At 63.7% G+C, this 16,227-nt stretch carries 20 protein-coding genes and 1 tRNA gene; 8 read left to right on the forward strand and 13 right to left on the reverse strand.

Annotated elements, in window-relative coordinates; translation table 11 throughout:
* Positions 1 to 2: 2 nt before the first annotated feature.
* Both LXM96_RS01525 and LXM96_RS01530 read left to right on the forward strand, forming a co-directional pair.
* Positions 3 to 947, forward strand: a complete 945-nt coding sequence (locus LXM96_RS01525) for an alpha-E domain-containing protein (RefSeq protein ID WP_239996473.1) — start codon at positions 3 to 5, stop codon at positions 945 to 947.
* A 10-nt stretch (positions 948 to 957) separates the two neighbouring features.
* Positions 958 to 1,779, forward strand: a complete 822-nt coding sequence (locus LXM96_RS01530) for a transglutaminase family protein (protein ID WP_239996475.1) — start codon at positions 958 to 960, stop codon at positions 1,777 to 1,779.
* A gap of 29 nt (positions 1,780 to 1,808) precedes the next feature.
* Here LXM96_RS01530 and LXM96_RS01535 read toward each other — a convergent pair whose 3' ends face one another.
* A complete protein-coding gene (locus LXM96_RS01535) occupies positions 1,809 to 2,135 on the reverse strand; it encodes a hypothetical protein (protein WP_239996476.1) in 327 nt (108 codons plus the stop codon).
* Between the two features lie 177 nt (positions 2,136 to 2,312).
* Between LXM96_RS01535 and LXM96_RS01540 the strand changes: the two genes are divergently transcribed.
* Positions 2,313 to 2,783 carry a hypothetical protein gene (locus LXM96_RS01540; protein ID WP_239996478.1) on the forward strand — a complete coding sequence of 157 codons (471 nt, stop codon included), beginning with the start codon at positions 2,313 to 2,315 and terminating at the stop codon, positions 2,781 to 2,783.
* On the opposite strand, the gene LXM96_RS01545 is transcribed toward LXM96_RS01540, so the two are convergent.
* Together LXM96_RS01545 and LXM96_RS01550 are read right to left on the reverse strand one after the other, a co-directional pair.
* Positions 2,765 to 2,977 carry a DUF3329 domain-containing protein gene (locus tag LXM96_RS01545; RefSeq protein ID WP_239996480.1) on the reverse strand — a complete coding sequence of 71 codons (213 nt, stop codon included), beginning with the start codon at positions 2,975 to 2,977 and terminating at the stop codon, positions 2,765 to 2,767. The two genes, LXM96_RS01540 and LXM96_RS01545, sit on opposite strands and share 19 nt — an antisense overlap.
* 4 nt (positions 2,978 to 2,981) lie before the next feature.
* Positions 2,982 to 4,205 carry an ROK family transcriptional regulator gene (locus tag LXM96_RS01550; RefSeq protein ID WP_239997177.1) on the reverse strand — a complete coding sequence of 408 codons (1,224 nt, stop codon included), beginning with the start codon at positions 4,203 to 4,205 and terminating at the stop codon, positions 2,982 to 2,984.
* Between the two features lie 202 nt (positions 4,206 to 4,407).
* On the opposite strand from LXM96_RS01550, the gene xylF reads away from it, so the two are divergent.
* From xylF to LXM96_RS01565, 3 genes are all read left to right on the forward strand, one after another.
* Positions 4,408 to 5,451 (forward strand): D-xylose ABC transporter substrate-binding protein, encoded by a 1,044-nt coding sequence (gene xylF / locus LXM96_RS01555; protein WP_239996482.1) that lies wholly within the window; start codon positions 4,408 to 4,410, stop codon positions 5,449 to 5,451.
* 173 nt (positions 5,452 to 5,624) lie between these two features.
* Positions 5,625 to 6,938, forward strand: a complete 1,314-nt coding sequence (locus tag LXM96_RS01560; RefSeq protein WP_239996483.1) for a sugar ABC transporter permease — start codon at positions 5,625 to 5,627, stop codon at positions 6,936 to 6,938.
* Positions 6,939 to 6,953: 15 nt separating this feature from the next.
* Positions 6,954 to 7,739, forward strand: a complete 786-nt coding sequence (locus LXM96_RS01565) for an ATP-binding cassette domain-containing protein (protein WP_239996484.1) — start codon at positions 6,954 to 6,956, stop codon at positions 7,737 to 7,739.
* A gap of 48 nt (positions 7,740 to 7,787) precedes the next feature.
* On the opposite strand, the gene LXM96_RS01570 is transcribed toward LXM96_RS01565, so the two are convergent.
* A complete protein-coding gene (locus LXM96_RS01570) occupies positions 7,788 to 8,486 on the reverse strand; it encodes an SDR family NAD(P)-dependent oxidoreductase (protein WP_239996485.1) in 699 nt (232 codons plus the stop codon).
* A 162-nt stretch (positions 8,487 to 8,648) separates the two neighbouring features.
* Between LXM96_RS01570 and LXM96_RS01575 the strand changes: the two genes are divergently transcribed.
* Positions 8,649 to 8,725 (forward strand) — tRNA-Arg (locus tag LXM96_RS01575).
* On the opposite strand, the gene LXM96_RS01580 is transcribed toward LXM96_RS01575, so the two are convergent.
* Genes LXM96_RS01580 through LXM96_RS01590 form a run of 3 tightly spaced genes read right to left on the reverse strand, consistent with a single transcriptional unit; the run spans position 8,696 to position 11,099 of the window.
* Positions 8,696 to 10,354 (reverse strand): recombinase family protein, encoded by a 1,659-nt coding sequence (locus LXM96_RS01580; protein WP_239996487.1) that lies wholly within the window; start codon positions 10,352 to 10,354, stop codon positions 8,696 to 8,698. The genes LXM96_RS01575 and LXM96_RS01580 overlap by 30 nt on opposite strands.
* Positions 10,351 to 10,749 (reverse strand): HVO_A0114 family putative DNA-binding protein, encoded by a 399-nt coding sequence (locus tag LXM96_RS01585; RefSeq protein WP_239996488.1) that lies wholly within the window; start codon positions 10,747 to 10,749, stop codon positions 10,351 to 10,353. Before LXM96_RS01585 ends, LXM96_RS01580 begins: the two co-directional genes overlap by 4 nt.
* A complete protein-coding gene (locus LXM96_RS01590) occupies positions 10,746 to 11,099 on the reverse strand; it encodes a toxin-antitoxin system TumE family protein (protein ID WP_239996490.1) in 354 nt (117 codons plus the stop codon). The genes LXM96_RS01585 and LXM96_RS01590 overlap by 4 nt, the downstream gene beginning before the upstream one ends.
* Positions 11,100 to 11,128: 29 nt before the next feature.
* Here LXM96_RS01590 and LXM96_RS01595 point away from each other — a divergent pair, with 29 nt between their 5' ends.
* A complete protein-coding gene (locus LXM96_RS01595) occupies positions 11,129 to 11,497 on the forward strand; it encodes a hypothetical protein (protein ID WP_239996491.1) in 369 nt (122 codons plus the stop codon).
* Between the two features lie 52 nt (positions 11,498 to 11,549).
* Here the strand turns inward: LXM96_RS01595 and LXM96_RS01600 are convergent, their stop codons facing one another.
* Genes LXM96_RS01600 through trbK-alt form a run of 6 tightly spaced genes read right to left on the reverse strand, consistent with a single transcriptional unit; the run spans position 11,550 to position 16,215 of the window.
* A complete protein-coding gene (locus tag LXM96_RS01600) occupies positions 11,550 to 11,771 on the reverse strand; it encodes a DUF2274 domain-containing protein (RefSeq protein ID WP_239996492.1) in 222 nt (73 codons plus the stop codon).
* 2 nt (positions 11,772 to 11,773) lie between these two features.
* Positions 11,774 to 12,910, reverse strand: coding sequence for a TrbI/VirB10 family protein (locus tag LXM96_RS01605; RefSeq protein WP_239996493.1), 1,137 nt, complete (start codon positions 12,908 to 12,910; stop codon positions 11,774 to 11,776).
* The gene (trbG, locus tag LXM96_RS01610) at positions 12,907 to 13,902 is read right to left on the reverse strand and encodes a P-type conjugative transfer protein TrbG (RefSeq protein WP_239996494.1); all 996 of its coding nucleotides are present in this window, start codon (positions 13,900 to 13,902) and stop codon (positions 12,907 to 12,909) included. The genes LXM96_RS01605 and trbG overlap by 4 nt, the downstream gene beginning before the upstream one ends.
* Positions 13,899 to 14,588: a conjugal transfer protein TrbF gene (gene trbF, locus LXM96_RS01615; protein ID WP_239996496.1), complete on the reverse strand. Its 690-nt coding sequence runs from the start codon at positions 14,586 to 14,588 to the stop codon at positions 13,899 to 13,901. Before trbF ends, trbG begins: the two co-directional genes overlap by 4 nt.
* Positions 14,585 to 15,946, reverse strand: coding sequence for a P-type conjugative transfer protein TrbL (trbL, locus tag LXM96_RS01620; RefSeq protein WP_239996498.1), 1,362 nt, complete (start codon positions 15,944 to 15,946; stop codon positions 14,585 to 14,587). Before trbL ends, trbF begins: the two co-directional genes overlap by 4 nt.
* A 2-nt stretch (positions 15,947 to 15,948) precedes the next feature.
* Positions 15,949 to 16,215, reverse strand: a complete 267-nt coding sequence (gene trbK-alt / locus LXM96_RS01625; RefSeq protein WP_239996500.1) for a putative entry exclusion protein TrbK-alt — start codon at positions 16,213 to 16,215, stop codon at positions 15,949 to 15,951.
* Between the last annotated feature and the right edge of the window lie 12 nt (positions 16,216 to 16,227).

The raw sequence follows: 16,227 nt of genomic DNA on the forward strand, positions 1-16,227 counted from the left end.
CGATGCTTCTCGGCAGAACCGCCAACGGCCTTTACTGGATGTTCCGTTATATCGAGCGGGCCGAGAACATCGCCCGGCTGGTGGACGTTGGACTGCGCGTTTCCCTGACTCGCGCCGACAGCGGCGACGATGATTGGGAGGGGGTGCTGCAAAGCGCCGGCGCGCGGCAGGCCTACGCCCAGATCCACGACAAGGTGACGGCATCCGATGCCATCGACTACCTCCTTCGCGACAGCCACAATCCCTCCAGTGTGATGTCCTGCATCGACGCCGGACGCAACAATGCCCGCATGGTCCGCACAGCCTTGACCCGGGAAACCTGGGAGGCGACCAATGAATGCTGGATCGACCTCAAGGCGCGGCTCGCCCGGCGGCTCAAGTCAGCGGATCTGCCGGAACTGATCGACGTCATCAAGCATCGCTGCGGCCTGATCCGCGGCGCCTTCCACGGCTCAATGCTCAGGAACGAGATCTACAATTTCTCCCGCATCGGCACCTTCATCGAGCGGGCCGACAACACCAGCCGAATCCTCGACGTCAAATACTATGTTCTGCTGCCGGCCGTCAGCCAGGTTGGATCCGCCCTCGACAACATGCAGTGGGAATCGATCCTGCGGTCGGTCTCGGCGCACCGATCTTACGGTTGGGTCTATGACGGGGAGTATCGCCCCGCAAACATCGCCGACTTCCTGATCTTGAACGTGCAGATGCCGCGGTCGCTTGCCTACAGCTATGACAAGATCGTCAGCAACCTGCATCACCTCGAAGGGGACTACGCAATGCGGCCGCAGGCGATCGAAACAGCCGAGTCCATCCAGGCAACTCTCAAGTGCGGCAACATCAGCGAGATCATGGACCAGGGGCTACATGAGTTTCTCGATGAGTTCGTCAGCCGGAACAACCGTCTAGGTGCGGAAATCTCTGAGGGCTATCGCTTCGACCAATAGGACCCGACCCATGCGGCTGAACATTACCCACACGACAGAATACGCCTATGACCGACCGGTGGTCTATGCGCTCCAGCGCCTGCGGCTGACGCCGACCAATGGGCCGACGCAGACGGTGCTGGACTGGGAACTCACTGTTGACGGTGCAAAGGTAGAGACTGGTTACACCGACCAATACGGCAACCGCGTCGAACTTGTGTCCGTGGAAGGACCCGAACATACAATCAAAATCGTGGCCCGCGGGGAAGTGGAAACCCTTGACGCGGCGGGCGTGTTTGGACCCCACCAGGGCTTTTGCCCGCTATGGCTGTTCCTGCGGGACACGCCGCGCACCCACGCCGGACGGCTGGTGCGGGGCATCGCGAGATCTCTTCCGGCCGACAACGACCTGACGCGCATGCACGCGATGATGAACGTCATTCACCAAGAGGTGGCTTACATGCCGGGCACCACCGACATCGCGACGACCGCGGAAGAGGCTCTCGAGGCGAAGTGCGGCGTCTGCCAGGATCACGCGCACATCTTCATCAGCGCGGCACGCTCTCTCGGCATTCCAGCCCGCTATGTGTCCGGCTATCTGCTGATGGAGGACGTCGCCGAGCAGGTTGCCACGCACGCCTGGGCCGAAGCGTATCTGCCGGGCCTGGGATGGGTGGGGTTCGATGCAGCAAACAACATCTGCCCGGACGAACGCTATATCCGGATTGCATCCGGCCTCTGCTATCGCGACGCAGCGCCCATCTCAGGCATGCGCATCGGCCCGGCCGCGGAAAACCTACATGTGGCTGTCAGGGTCCAGCCTTCAGCCAGCCAGCAACAGAGCCAGAGCTGAGGTTCAGGCGCCGCCCGCGAACCGGAACCTCATTCCGCCGCGCAAGCAGAAGGCGCAAGCTGGCGAAACCGCAGACGAAGCGTGTTATAAGCGGCCTGCATCATATCCATGTCGTGGAGATAACTCACGCCCGCCAGCGATACCATCACTTCGCCGACCGACCTCGCAACATCCTCCTTCGGATGCTCGGCGGCTTTGCGAAGGAGGTCCTGAGCCGCCACCTCCGTCCCGCCCAGCGCGTGATAGAGCATCAGAGAAGCCTGCAGCATCTGCTCGCGAAACTCGTGCGTCGTCACAGGCACGTCATCGGCTTCCAGATGAAACAATTGGATAGCGCGGTTCTGGATTTCGCTCATGGGGCACCGATGGAAAACAGTTGCGGGGAAGTCGACCCTAGCCCTCCTGGTTTGCAGGCGGTTAAACTTGATCCTACAAGTTTTCAGGAATGAGAATGAGGGTCCGAAGATAGCCTCGCCCGCGGCCGCAAGCCCGGCGAAATCCTCACATGCTTCAAGGGGTCATCAGGAGGCGCGATGCTGTTCGGACGATCCGTATTTCAGTCGGTGCTGACGCGACTGGACGAAGAGGCGAAGGAAGAGGTGGCCGCCACCCCTCCGGGATTTCGTGTGGCCGGGCTGCCTTCCGGCTTCGTCGCGGCGACGGAGGAGAACACGTCATTCAATCCTGCGCGCGCAGGTCTCGCCTATCGGGACGTTCTTGATAACCTTGCACCGTCCGAAGTGACGCCCTCGGCACCACCCGTCGAGGAGCAGCAGGTCCCAACCCATCTGCTGCGCCTGGATGAAGCCGATATCGCCGAAGATCTGGCGCTTGGCTCTGAGGAAACGACCGCCACGCTGGCGGAAAAGCGCCGCCAGTTCGCCAAGAACAATCACCCGGACCGGGTGCCGGAAGCCTGGCGCGACAGTGCGACGCTCCGCATGAAGACGGCAAATCTCCTGATCGACAGAGCCCTGCGGGAGCTCTACTGGCGTTCTTCCTGATCCGTCGGCACCGCATTCCGTCTGCCGAACTCGTAAAACAGCTTGTAGGCAGCATACGCTCCTGCACCACCGACGATCGTGCCCCAGAAGGGTTCGCCACTGTAGAACTCGAAGAATGCCCACGCGGCACAGACGCCGACGATCAGCAGCCGAGCCCAGAGCGGCTTGTAGAAGGGATGGTCGAGATCGATCATTGCGTCATTCTCCTGCCGCCTGCATCGGTGCGCGCAGGGCCACGATATCATCGTCCAGACGGGAAAAGGCAAGACCGAGATGACCTTCGTAGACCAGCGCAGGCTCATCTGCCACCACATCCAGTTGCGGCATGCCCGCAAGACGCACCACGTGAGTCTGCGCCAGACCCTCTTCGATGCCCGCCTGCAGAAGGTCGTAGTATCGTATGCCGGGTCCCGTGATGAAGATCGGCATGTGACCGTGCAGGCTCAGGAGCCGCGACGCGCCGTTGCCGAGCGCTATTCCTGCCTGCCGGAAGGCGAGTGCTGCCATCCGTTGCCCTCCGCGCGCCTGAACCGCGATTTTATCCACTTCCGCAAGCGGGACGAACTTTGCCGGAACCGTATCGAGCGGCACCTCAAAGGCCGCCCGCAGAACGGCATAAAACCCTGCGTAAGCTTCGATGCAACCCCGGGCGCCGCAGCGGCAGAGGGCGCCACCCGGAATATGGAGCATGTGACCGAGGTTCGGCGAAGATATCTCGGTCTTCCCCTCTCCCATACGCCTGGCGATGCCAAGTCCGATACTGTGCCCCAAGGAGATCGCTGCGAGGCTCTCCGTCGGCCCGCCGGCGCGCGCCTGACGCTGTTGCAAAGCCTTCGCTACCAGCAGTGTCTCGTTGTTCAACACCGCCTTGTAGCCCCAGTCGCCACCAAGAGCGGTACGGAAATCCACCGTCTGTGCCCCAAGCATGGGTGACCAAACCAGCACCGGCTCCTGTGGACTGACGAGCCCCTTGCTGCTGAGGGAGACCAGAAGAACCTGCTCACGAGCCAAGGACGATCGCTCGACCAAGCGTTCCAGTCCCCCTGAGATTGCAGCAGTGAATTCTTCTGCGCTTCTCTCCTCTCGCCTTTCGGAGAAGCGATCGAGCAGTGTCCCGGCATAATCCACCAGAGAGAAGTTCAGCGAGTCGGAGGAGATGATGACGACGATCAGATAACCGCATTCCCGATTTTGACTGAACATCACCCGCGGACGGCCTCGACCTGCTGCCGCCTGTTGTTCGCTTTTCTCAATGATGCGGTTGCGTTCGAGCTCGGCAGTGATGGCGGAGACCGTCGCCGATGACAGGCCCGTCGCCTCCGATATCTGCGTATGCGAGAGGCGCCCATCTCGGCGAAGCACCGAAAGAACCAGGGCGCTGTTCTGTTGCCGGACCAGCTCGGTATTCGACTTGGCCAGCATGAATGCCTGCGTCTCCTGCGGGTTCATCATCCGATAGTCGAACAGGCGACAATGCTCAACTCACCTGATTGACTCCCCGGAAAATCTCTGACAGTTAATTTCTCGACTGTCGAGAAAAAAGCGTTCGGCTTTGACTGGCAGCATATCTGGCGGGGGGAGAGCACGGAGGCTTTGGCCATCCGCCGTCACTCGGGAGGACACTATGAAGTCTATCGTCAAGTTGATGGCTGGTGCAGCCATCGTCGTCACCATGCAGACTGCAGCCTTGGCACAAGAGGATATGGTCGTTGGCGTTTCCTGGTCGAACTTCCAGGAAGAGCGCTGGAAGACCGACGAGGCCGCGATCAAGAAGGCGCTGGAAGAAGCCGGTGCCAAGTATATTTCCGCCGATGCTCAGTCGTCCGCTGCAAAGCAGCTGACGGATGTGGAATCGCTGATTTCGCAGGGTGCGGACGCCCTGATCGTTCTCGCCCAGGACAGCGATGCAATCGGTCCGGCCATCGAGAAGGCAACCGCTGAAGGCATTCCCGTGGTCGGCTACGACCGCCTGATCGAAAACCCGGAAGCCTTCTACATCACCTTCGATAACAAGGAAGTCGGCCGCATGCAGGCCCGCGAAGTGTTCAAGGTGGCACCCGAAGGCAACTACGTCTTCATCAAGGGCTCCTCGTCCGATCCGAATGCGGACTTCCTCTTCTCGGGCCAGATGGAAGTGCTGCAGGAAGCCATCGACTCGGGCAAGATCAAGAACGTCGGCGAAGCCTATACCGACGGCTGGAAGCCGGAGAACGCACAGCGCAACATGGAACAATTCCTGACGGCCAATAACAACGAAGTGGATGCGGTGGTTGCCTCCAACGACGGCACCGCCGGGGGCGCAATTGCCGCTCTGGACGCCCAGGGTCTTGCCGGCACCGTTCCGGTCTCCGGTCAGGATGCCGACAAGGCCGCGCTCAATCGCGTTGCCAGAGGCACGCAGACGGTCTCCGTCTGGAAGGACAGCCGCGAACTCGGCAAGAACGCTGCCGAAATCGCGCTTGCGCTCGCCGGCGGCAAGACCAAGGACGAGATCGAAGATGTCCAGACCTTCAGCGGCGGCCCGAAGGGCGCTGAGATGAAGTCTGTCTTCCTTGCGCCGCTGCCGATTACCAAGGACAACCTCGACGTTGTCATCGATGCTGGCTGGATCAGCAAGGAAGAAGCATGCCAGGGCGTCCAGGCAGGCTCCGTCGAGGCCTGCAACTAAGCAAGGTCCACAAGACTGACCAAGCTCCCGACGCTGCGCGAACATCGCGTAGCGTCGGGCTCCATCATGACGAGGCAGAGCCGCAGACCTGCGGCCGGCTGCCTTAAGCCGGCGCGGCGATCCACCCCAAGGTGGCAGTTCAACCGCGTCACCAAGGGGTGGGAACGGCGGGAATGGCCGATACAATGCAAACGACGACAACGACCACTCCGCGCCAGGCGGAGACCAATCCGGTAACGCGTTTTTTCCGCGCCACCGAAGTGGATACCCGGCTGCTCGGCATGATCGCTGCTCTGCTGATCATCTGGGTCGGCTTTCACATCCTCACGGACGGTCTGTTCCTGACACCGCGCAACCTGTGGAACCTGACGGTCCAGACCTCGTCCGTCGCCGTCATGGCAACCGGCATGGTGCTCGTCATCGTCACCCGCAACATCGATCTGTCCGTCGGCTCCATCTTGGGCTTTACCGGAATGATCATGGGCGTGATGCAGGCGCAGATACTGCCTGAGTTGCTGGGCTTCGGGCATCCTGCGATTTGGGCGCTGGCGCTGCTCTCGGGGCTGGCGGTCGGCGCAATGGTCGGCACGCTGCACGGCGTGATCATCGCCTTCCTGGGCGTTCCCTCCTTCATCGTCACCCTGGGCGGCCTCCTGGTTTGGCGCGGCGCCACCTGGTTCGTGACAAGCGGCCAGACAGTCGCCCCGATGGATCCCACCTTCCGGCTAATGGGAGGCGGCACTTCAGGTTCGATCGGCGCTGGCTGGAGCTGGGTTCTCGGTCTTGCCGCCTGCGCGGCTCTGATCGCGGCCATCGTCAACGCCCGCCGCCAGCGCAAGCGCTTCGCTTTCCCGCGCAAGCCCGTCTGGGCCGAATATGTGATCGGCGCCATCGGCTGCCTGACCGTGCTCGGCGTCGTGCTGGTCGCCAACAGCTACTATTGGCCGACGGCGATTGCTCGCCGCTATGCCGAAGCCAACAGCATCGCCTGGCCGGAGGGTGGCCTTTTGATCTCCCACGGGATTGCCGTCCCGGTCCTGATCGCCATCGGCGTCGGCATCGTCATGACCTTCATCGCCACCCGCCTTCGCTTCGGCCGATATGTCTTTGCCATCGGCGGTAATCCCGAAGCTGCGGAATTGGCAGGCATCAAGACCCGCTGGGTGACGGTCCGCATCTTCGCGCTCATGGGCATGCTTGCCGCCATTGCCGCCGCTATTTCCACCGCACGCCTCAACGCGGCGACCAACGCGCAGGGCGAACTCGACGAGCTCTACACGATCGCGGCTGCGGTGATCGGCGGAACCTCGCTTTCGGGCGGCATGGGCACGATTGCGGGCGCCATGCTTGGTGCGCTGGTCATGCAATCTCTCCAGTCCGGCATGGTCCTGCTCGGCATCGACACGCCGCTGCAGCGCATCGTCGTCGGCGCGGTCCTGGTGCTCGCCGTCTGGCTTGACACCGTCTACCGCGCCCGCGCCAAGTAAACAGGAGTTCTGATCGTGACGGACCAACCCACTCCTCTCGTGGAAATGAAGAATATTTCCATCGCCTTCGGCGGGATCCATGCCGTAGAAGATGCCAGCATCGATCTCTATCCGGGGGAAGTCGTGGCGCTGCTCGGACATAACGGAGCCGGCAAGTCGACGCTGATCAAGATCCTGTCAGGGGCCTATCGCCGGGATGCCGGAGACATCCTCATCAACGGCGAGCCGGCGGAAATCAAGAACCCGCGTGATGCCAAGCACTACGGCATCGAGACGATCTACCAGACGCTTGCCGTCGCCGACAACGTCGACGCCGCCGCCAATCTCTACCTCGGCCGCGAGCTGCAAACCCCTTGGGGGACGCTGGACGACGTTGCGATGGAGGCCAATGCCCGCGAGGTAATGGGCAGGCTCAACCCCAACTTCAAGCGGTTCAAGGAGCCGGTGAAGGCGCTTTCGGGTGGGCAGCGTCAGTCGGTGGCGATTGCGCGTGCGATCCTCTTCGACGCACGCATCCTGATCATGGACGAGCCGACGGCAGCCCTCGGGCCCCAGGAAACCGCGCAGGTGGGCGACCTGATCAAGCAGCTGAAGCGCGAAGGGATCGGCATCTTCCTGATCAGCCATGACATCCACGACGTGTTCGATCTTGCCGACCGCGTCTTTGTGATGAAGAACGGCCAGGTGGTGGGCCATGCCCGCACGCAGGATGTGACGAAGGACGAAGTGCTCGGCATGATCATCCTCGGCAAGTGCCCGCCAGGCGCCACCCCGGGCCCCGGCGCCATGGTGGCCGCCTGATACAGAACAAAGGGACCGGCATGCCGAGCCTGCCGGTCTTCCCTCGCCTCACCACTGAATGACGCTGCCGTCATAGGCAAAGAAGCCGCCGCTCTGGGCACGCTCCAGTTGATCGAGCACCTCCAGCAGCAGGGCTGCCGACTGATCCGGCGAAAGCCGGTTGCACCGGGCGCCGTAGGGCTCCGAGAGCGACGTCGCAACCGTGCCGGGATGGAGCGCTGCAACCACAGCGTTGGGATGGGTGCGACGGGCCTCAATGGCGGCGGTGCGCACGATCTGGTTGAGCGCAGCCTTCGAGGCCCGGTAGGATATCCAGCCGCCGAGCCGGTTGTCGCCGATCGACCCGACACGCGCCGAGAGCGTCGCGAACAAGGCTCTCTCCTGACGGCTCAGAAGCGGCAGGACGTGCTTCATCAGCAATGCTGGTCCAATCGCGTTGACGGCAAACTGTCGTGCCATGGCCGCCGGATCGAGTGTCCGGATCGTCTTTTCGGGGCCGGTCCCGTCGATCGTCAGCGCTCCGGTTGCATCGAAGACCAGATCGAAGCTCCCTGCCCGCCCCAGCCGGTCAACCGCCTCCGCCACCGATGCCTCGTCGGTCACGTCGAAACCGGGATCGCCGCGACGCGAGAGCGTCTCGAGCGCGCCGCACCGGGAATCCTGGCGCAACTGCGCGGCGATCGCAGCTCCGATCCCGCCGCTCGCGCCGATCACCAGCGCACGATAATCCTGTTTCAGTGATCGCACGACCGAATCCTTTCCCTGCACGGCATTAAGACTTCCCCGTAGCACCGGTTTCACCACCCCGGCGATTTTCCGCCTGCGCCACGCCAAGAGGCATTGATGCGGCCCCCATCCTGAGGTAAGGAACTGCCATCGGAGCGGCGAGTCATCCTCGCCCGTCGGTTAGCACCCGTAGCTCAGCTGGATAGAGTGTTGGATTCCGATTCCAAAGGTCACAGGTTCGAATCCTGTCGGGTGCGCCATTTCAGAACAGAACTATGAACGCCGAACGCCGCCGTTTCTACGCTAGAGGCAGCGACCAGCGTTCGCAGCAATTCCGACTTCGATCCCATGATGCGAACCTCGTCGTCGGCGACCTCGACGCGCTGCGCCAGCGCGCGCAGATGGTCGCGGCGGTAGCCGCCATCGTCGAGTCGTATCCGTTCGCGGGCTTTGCGGGCGAAGCCCTTGAGCATATCGGGGCTGACGCCCTGATTGCCTGAACTGTCGAGCGCGAGCTGCGTGCGCTCGGCATCGGCGGCGGCCTGATCCCGCAACGCCTTAAGGCTCACCATGCGCTCTTTCGCCATGGCGTCGTCCTTGTCGATCATGCCCGCTTCGATGGCGTCAAAGAGACGACCGAGGCGCTGGTCGGCTTCCGTTATTCGCCTGTGAAGCTCGGCTAGATGCTCGCGACGGCGCTCGGTGCGTTCCTGTCGGCGGTCGATGACGCTGGCGAGGACAGTTTCCAGCCGCTTGGGCTGGAGCAGCCGATCCCCGATATGATCGGTAACAAGATGGTCCAGCTTGTCCATCGGGATCGTGCGGCCCTTGCAGCCGGTCTTGCCCTGCCGCGCCTTGGTCGAGCAGGTGTAATAGCGGTATGTCGCTCCCGTGCTGCCTTGGCCGGTGCGCAACGTCATTGCACCCCCGCATTTGGCGCAAAAGCAAATGCCTGTCAGCAGCGTGGGGCCACTCGACACGCGCGCGGGCGTCACCATGGGATTGCGGGATTTGAGGCGGGCTTGCACCGCATCATAAATCTCGCGCTCGATCAGGGGCGGCACCGCCATAATGGCGACTTCGCGTTCCGGCTTCTTCTCCCGGTCCTTGTGCGAGCGCGTATTGAACCTGTGCTCGCCGATATAGGTGGTGCGGGTCAGGATGGCGTGGATTTGCGCCAGCCCCCAACGTCCGCCGTCGCGGGTGAAGAAGCGGCGCTCGTTCAGATAGGTGGCGATGGCCTTGACGCCCATCGCCCCGGACGTACCGTCGCCTACAAGGAACAGGCGATAGATCATCCGCACGGTGTCGGCGTGCAGCGAGTCGATCTCCAGCTTCTTCTTGGTCTTCGATCCGCGCTGTTCGGCCGCGACGATGCGATAGCCGATGGGCGGCCGCGCGCCGTTCCAGAACCCTTGCCGGGCGTTCTCATTCATGGCGCGCAGGACGTGCTTGGCGTTCTCCTTTGACTGGTATTCGTCGAACAGCGCCATGATCTGCCGCATCATCTGGTGCATGGGATCATCGCCCATCTCCTGCGTGATGGAGACCAGCTTGACGCCGTTCTTCGCCAGCTTCCTGACGTAGAACTCCATCTCGAAGTGATCGCGGAAAAAACGCGAGAAGCTATGCACCACGACAATATCGAAGGGGGCGGGCTTCGACGTGCCCGCCTCGATCATGCGCTGGAACTCGGGGCGCTTGTCGTTGGTGGCGGTTGCACCCGGTTCAACATACGTCTCAACGAGCTGATAGCCGCGTTGCTCGCAACAGGCTTCGCCCTGCCGCTTCTGGTCGGGAATGGAAATGTCATGCTCGGCCTGCCGGGCAGTCGAGACGCGCAGATAGAGGGCGGCGCGGGCGGTAACGGTTGGGCCGTGCATGTTCATGCTTGGCCTCCCATGGCCTTGTTCGCCTTTGGGCGGTCTATCAGAGGCAATGCAAGCTCTACACGGTCATGCACCACCTTGGGCGCGAGCTTGCGCCCATGCCCCGGCTCAAGCCGCACAAGGCCATAGCTCTCCATGGTTTTCAGGGTGCGGGAGAGATTGGAGCCGGCCCTGCCGGTAATTTCCGCCAGTTCCTCAAGCGACGTCGGGGCTTTCTCGGCGATGATGCGCAACAACTCGCGGTTCCCGGCCGACAGCACCTTGGCAAAAGATTCGGTCGAGGTGAACCACACCTTCGGATCGCCGGGCGCGGGCTTTTCCTCGCCCTTGGCAATCCGCATGGTGCGGGCTTTCATTTCTTCGTAGTCGGCAATTCCGACTTTCAATGTAGTCATAGGGCACCGCGCTCCTTCAACACCGCGTCAACCGCCTGCCAGAAGTCGGCCAGCAGCGTGACCGCATCCTCGTAGGCGTATGGCTTCACGGTCTGGCGGCGGTGCCGATGGTCCATCGGCTCGCCGCGTCTGCCCCGGCCGACTGGATGGGCGTTGTCGAAGCCGACCAGCCGTTCGCCCGAAGGCCCGTGAAGCGTGAGCGAGTAATCTAGACCGTGCGGCTTTTCCGGCGATGCCGAAACGCGGGTGACGATGAACTTCACCCAATAACCACCCTCGGGATCGACAAAGAGCATCTGTCCGTCGAGGTCCAGAAGCGTGTCGAGGCCCGGATCACGATGCCCGCTCACGTCTTTTTCCTATCAGTCTGTGATAGGAGATGCAAGCTGTCATCCGGCTTTCTTGGGTTCAAGAGTTCGTCGAACACATCGCCGAACCAACGCTCGAACACGTCAATCTCGGCCTCGGTGACAGGAACATCATAGGGCCAATCGTCGGTGATGCGCATCCTCTGGCCGTCCGGGCCGAGAAGGGGCGCGTCGGCAGCTCGTGCCCGGCCGTCCGACGTGGGATCGTCGGCGTAATCGAACAGATCGTCGGGAAGTGGTTCGGGGATCGACTGTCGCGGTCGCCTTGGCGGGCGCGGCGGCGCTCTGCGGACATGGAATCCTCCTTGGTACTGGTGGATTCCGGGGCGCTCAAGGCCCCGGAATTAAGCGAACCATGGAGGGCAGTCGGCGGCCTGTAGCGTGCCGCATTCGCGCCTGTGCGCTGGCGGCACCCCTACCGCCAAGATTAACCTAGCTTGCGGCCCGCCGGGCCTTGGCGAAACCGCGATCCGTAGCGATGAAGCGTTCAAGCATGGGCACGATCAGCCTGACGGGATCAGCGGCGGGCTGGCCGCTCTCGCGGGCCAGCACCTCGGCATAGGCGACCAGATCGCGGTGAAGCGGCGCGGGCAGCTCTACCGTCACCTTGACGGGCTTGTCGTCGGGCAGCGCGCCGAGTTTCAGCTTGGTCATGGTCAACCTCCTGCCGGCTCGAACACAAGGTCGCGGGTGACGATGATCCTGACCGGGAAGCCCGGCCGGATCGTGAGCGTCGGCGCGACCTGCAACTGGCGCTGCACAATCTGTTGGCCCGCCTGATTGACGGTATCCTGTGCCCCATCGCGGATGGCGCGGATCAGTCGGTCCTCGTCGCTGGTCGCCAGCTCCGTGCCGACCGCGAGCAGCGTGGACAGCCCTGCGGCCTTCATCAGATCCCACCAATGATAATCGACATCATCCTCAAGGCCGGCATAGCCGCTGGCGTCCGCTCCCGGCAGGCGCTCCAGCACTATTGAGCGTCCGCCCGGCAGGATCAGGCGATTCCACACCAGCAACACGCGGCGCTGGCCGAAGGTCACGCCGTCATCGTATTGGCCGATGATGCGGGTGCCCTGCGGGATCAACAACAGCGAGCCGGTGGGGCTGTCATAGACGTTCTCGGTGACTTGCGCGGTGATCTGCCCCGGAAGATCGGAACGGATGCCGGTAACCAACGCAGCGGGGATCACGGCCCCGGCCTGAAGGATGTAGGGCGATGCCGGCGGCGTGACGCGATCCGACGCGACGGTCTGCCGGTCCGCCGGCCCGTTAATAAACGCCGTATGCCGGTCCTGTGTAGCCGTCTGGCTGCCAAAGTCGAGACCGGCAAGGTTGGGCATCGCCGTTCCTGCCGGTGATCCCGTGCGTGGGCCGGACTGGAAGAACACATTGCTCAAGCGCGCGGCTTCTTCCTCGGCGCGGCGGCGTTCTTCCTCGGGATCGACGGCCGGCGTCGTCATGACGGGCGGTGCAACCGGCTGCCCCCGGTTCTGCGCGTCGAGGATCGGACGGCCGAGGTCGCCCGGCAGCGCCGGGCCGAGCACCGGGCCGGTATAGTCACGCGGCAGGCCGGATAGCCCGTCCGCCGTGGACCGGTTCTCGGTCGAATAAAGCTCGTCCCCTCCCGGTCCCGCATCGCGGGTCTGGAGCGCATAGATCAGCGCGCCTCCGATGCCGAGAAGGGCCACGGCTCCGACGCCTGCCAGCATCTTGCGGGACAGGCGGGTGACGCGCGGCGGCTCGGCGCGCAGCCGCATGGGCGCGGCCGTGCCGGTAATGGTGTTGTCTGTCATGACGGGGAGTCTCCGGTCGCGCTGGCGGGCCGCACGGCGGCAGCCTGCGTCGGATTGATGCGGACGATCCTGACGACCTGCTGGCGGTTGCCGCTGCCAAGGCGCAACTCGGCCGCGCCGAACAGGCGGTCCACGATCAGGACGTTCTGGTGGACTCGGCTGTTGACGATCTGCGGCTCGCCATCGGAGCCAAGCACGAAGATCGGCGGCATCTCGCCCTGCACGATCCCGGCCGGGAAGACGACATAAACGCGGCGGCCATCGTCGAAGACGGAGATAGGCCGCCATGGCGGGCTGTCGCCGGTCAGGCCGTAGCGGTAGTTCCGCGCCGCCTCGGACGGGATGACGGGTGCAGCCGGGACCGTCTGGCGCTGGCCTGCTGGCGGTGTGGGATAGGCCCATGCCACGGCGGGCATGTAGAGCGATTCCCTTGCGCGCAGCTCGATCATGTAAGTGCGCCGGTCGGTGGTGACGACAAGGTTGGTGGAAATGTCCGGCCGCGTTGGCTTCACGAGGATATGGACACGGCGGTTTGCGCCGCTGCCGCTCTCGGTATCGCCGATGATCCAGCGGGCGGTGTCGCCGGCCGCGATCGGCCCCGCACCTGTCAGGCTCTCGCCCGGCTCCAGCGCAATGGTCGTGATCTGCCCGACTGCGGCATAGACCTGATAGAGCGCGCCTTCCGACCACGGGTAAATCTGGATCGCGTTGTAATAGCCTTCACGGCGCGGCTCGACGCGGGCTGCTGCATTGGCGTTCTCAACGCGGCCGGCCGGCGTGCCTGCGGCGGTTCCGCCCCGCGCGACGGTCCATGCCGGGGGCACATGCAAAGGCCGGGGCGTGTTGTCGGTTGCCGCCCCCTGCACAGTCGGCAGCGGCGGAACGCTGGTATCATAACTGAATTGCGGCGTCCGATTGGTGGCGCAGCCTGAGAGCATGGTGGCCGAAAGCAGCAACGCCGCAACGGCTGGGGTGCGGGTGATCGTCCTCATTGGCTCATCTCCCGCGACCACGAAATTGCATTGACGTAGATGCCGAGCGGATTGGCGCGCAGGCGCTCGGCGTCGCGCGGCGGTTGGATGACGATGGTGAGGATGGCCGTCCATCGCTCCGTGGTCGAAAGCTGGCCGTTCTCAAAATGGCGTTCGGTCCATGCCACCCGGAAGCTGTTGGGAGATGCCCGGATCACACTTGAAACCTCGACGGCGATCTGCTGACGGCCGACGCGGGTGAACGGATCATTGGCGCGAGCGTAGTCGTTGAGCGCCGCCGCGCCGCGATCCGTAGTCCACTCATACGCCCGAAGCCAGTTCTGGCGGACAATGATCGCGTCGGCCGGGATGGCGCGGACCTGCTCGATGAAGCGGCCGAGATGGAAAGCGATCTGCGGATCGGTTGGGCGATAGTCGGCGGCGGCCGGCGCAACGGTCTGCGCCTGACCGAGATTGTCCACCTGCACCACCCAAGGCACTACAGTCCCGCGCGTAGTCTGCCATACGAGCGCCGAGGCAAAGCCGGCCGAAAGGATCAGGGAGCCGAAGGCCATGAGCCTCCAGTTCCTCGCCTGCACGCGGGCAGAGCCGATACGCTCGTCCCACGCCTGCGCGGCCTTCTGATAGGGCGTCTCGGGTTCCGGCGATTTGCCGTAATGGGTTGCTGGTCGTTTAAAGATGCTCATGAGCGGTCACTTTCGGAAAGGTTGACGGAGGAACCGGAGCCATGGCTGTCGCCGGAGCGCACCGCATGGGCGGCCATGGTGATGCCGTGGTTCATGGTTTGGGAGCGACGCATCCGCTGCGCCCATGCGGGCGGGCTGCCGGCCGGGCCGGATGCTGCTGCGACAGGATCGGCGCTAGCGCCGCCGACCGTGCCCATCGACGATGTGCCGCCGCCAGCGGCAAAGCCTGCGCGCGCGCCATCTGAGAAGCTGGATTTGACGCTTTCGGCAGCTTTTGAGGCCACGCGTTTCAGGGGCGAGATGGCGGCCGATCCAGCGGCCCGCGCGACGCCGCCGAGGCCGAAGGCGACACCGGCCGCGCCGGACTGGCCGAGCGAGCCAAGGCTATAGGCAGCGGTCGCCGCTCCCGCGGTCGTCGCGCCACCCCGGACGGCCGCGGCCCCGCCGGACAGGGCAGCGGCACCGCCCTTCGCGGCCAGCATGTTCGCGCCGCCAGCGGCGACAGCCGCGCCGCCGACCGCAAGGCCGGTTCCCACGGCCGCGCCTGCGCCGAGCTGCGGGCCGCCCGACACGATACCGTTGGCGATGCCGGGGCCGAAAATGCCGAGGCCGAGCAGCGACAGCGCGGCGAGCACAATCGCCATAGCCTCGTCGATACTCGGGGTCTGGCCGCCGAAACCGGCCGTGAATTGCGAAAACAAGGTGCTGCCAATGCCGATGATGACGGCAAGGACCAAGACCTTGATGCCGGAGGAAATCACGTTGCCCAAGACCTTCTCGGCCATGAACGCGGTCTTGCCGAACAGGCCGAAGGGAATGAGGACGAAGCCGGCGAGCGTGGTCAGCTTGAACTCCAGCAATGTCACAAAGAGCTGGATCGCCAGAATGAAAAACGCCAACACCACCAGCGCCCATGCGAACAGCAGGCACGCGATCTGGATGAAGTTCTCGAAAAAGCTGACCCACCCCATCAGGTCGGAAATGGAGTCGAGCAGCGGGCGACCGGCGTCGAGGCCGGTCTGTGCCACGCGGCCCGGCCGCATCAGGTCGGCAGCCGAAAAGCCGGTGCCCGACGCCATGAGGCCGAGGCCGGCGAAGCTCTCGAAAACGATGCGCGCGAGGTTGTTCCAGTTGGAAATGATGTAGGCGAAGACGCCGACGAACAGGGTCTTCTTCACTAGCCGGGCGATGATGTCGTCATCCGCGCCCCAAGCCCAAAAGAGCGCGGCGAGCGTCACGTCGATGACGATCAATGTGGTGGCGATGAAGGCCACTTCGCCGCCGAGCAGCCCGAAACCGCTGTCGATGTAGGAGGTGAAGACCCCGAGAAAATTGTCGATGACGCCCGTGTTGCCCATGGTCAGCGTGCCTCGCTGCGGTCACGGCCGAGGAAGCGGTCGCGGGATTCGGCCCATGCGGCGAGGCAGTCGGCGTCATTCGCCGCCGCCTCGCCGAGCCGCTGGCAACGGCGCAAGCTCTCGCGCAGCGGGTCAGTCGGCGGCTGTAAGGCCGGCGCTGGGGGCGACGCGGAAGGTTCGTCCTTCCGCGCCATGTCGATTGCGGTCACTGTCAAGGCAATCGCAACGAACACCACGGCCCCGAGCCGGGCCAGCATCTTGCCGTCCACGGCGAGCCTCCC

Origin of the sequence: Rhizobium halophilum (assembly GCF_021648825.1) — a bacterium.
GTDB classification, from domain to species: domain Bacteria; phylum Pseudomonadota; class Alphaproteobacteria; order Rhizobiales; family Rhizobiaceae; genus Neorhizobium; species Neorhizobium halophilum.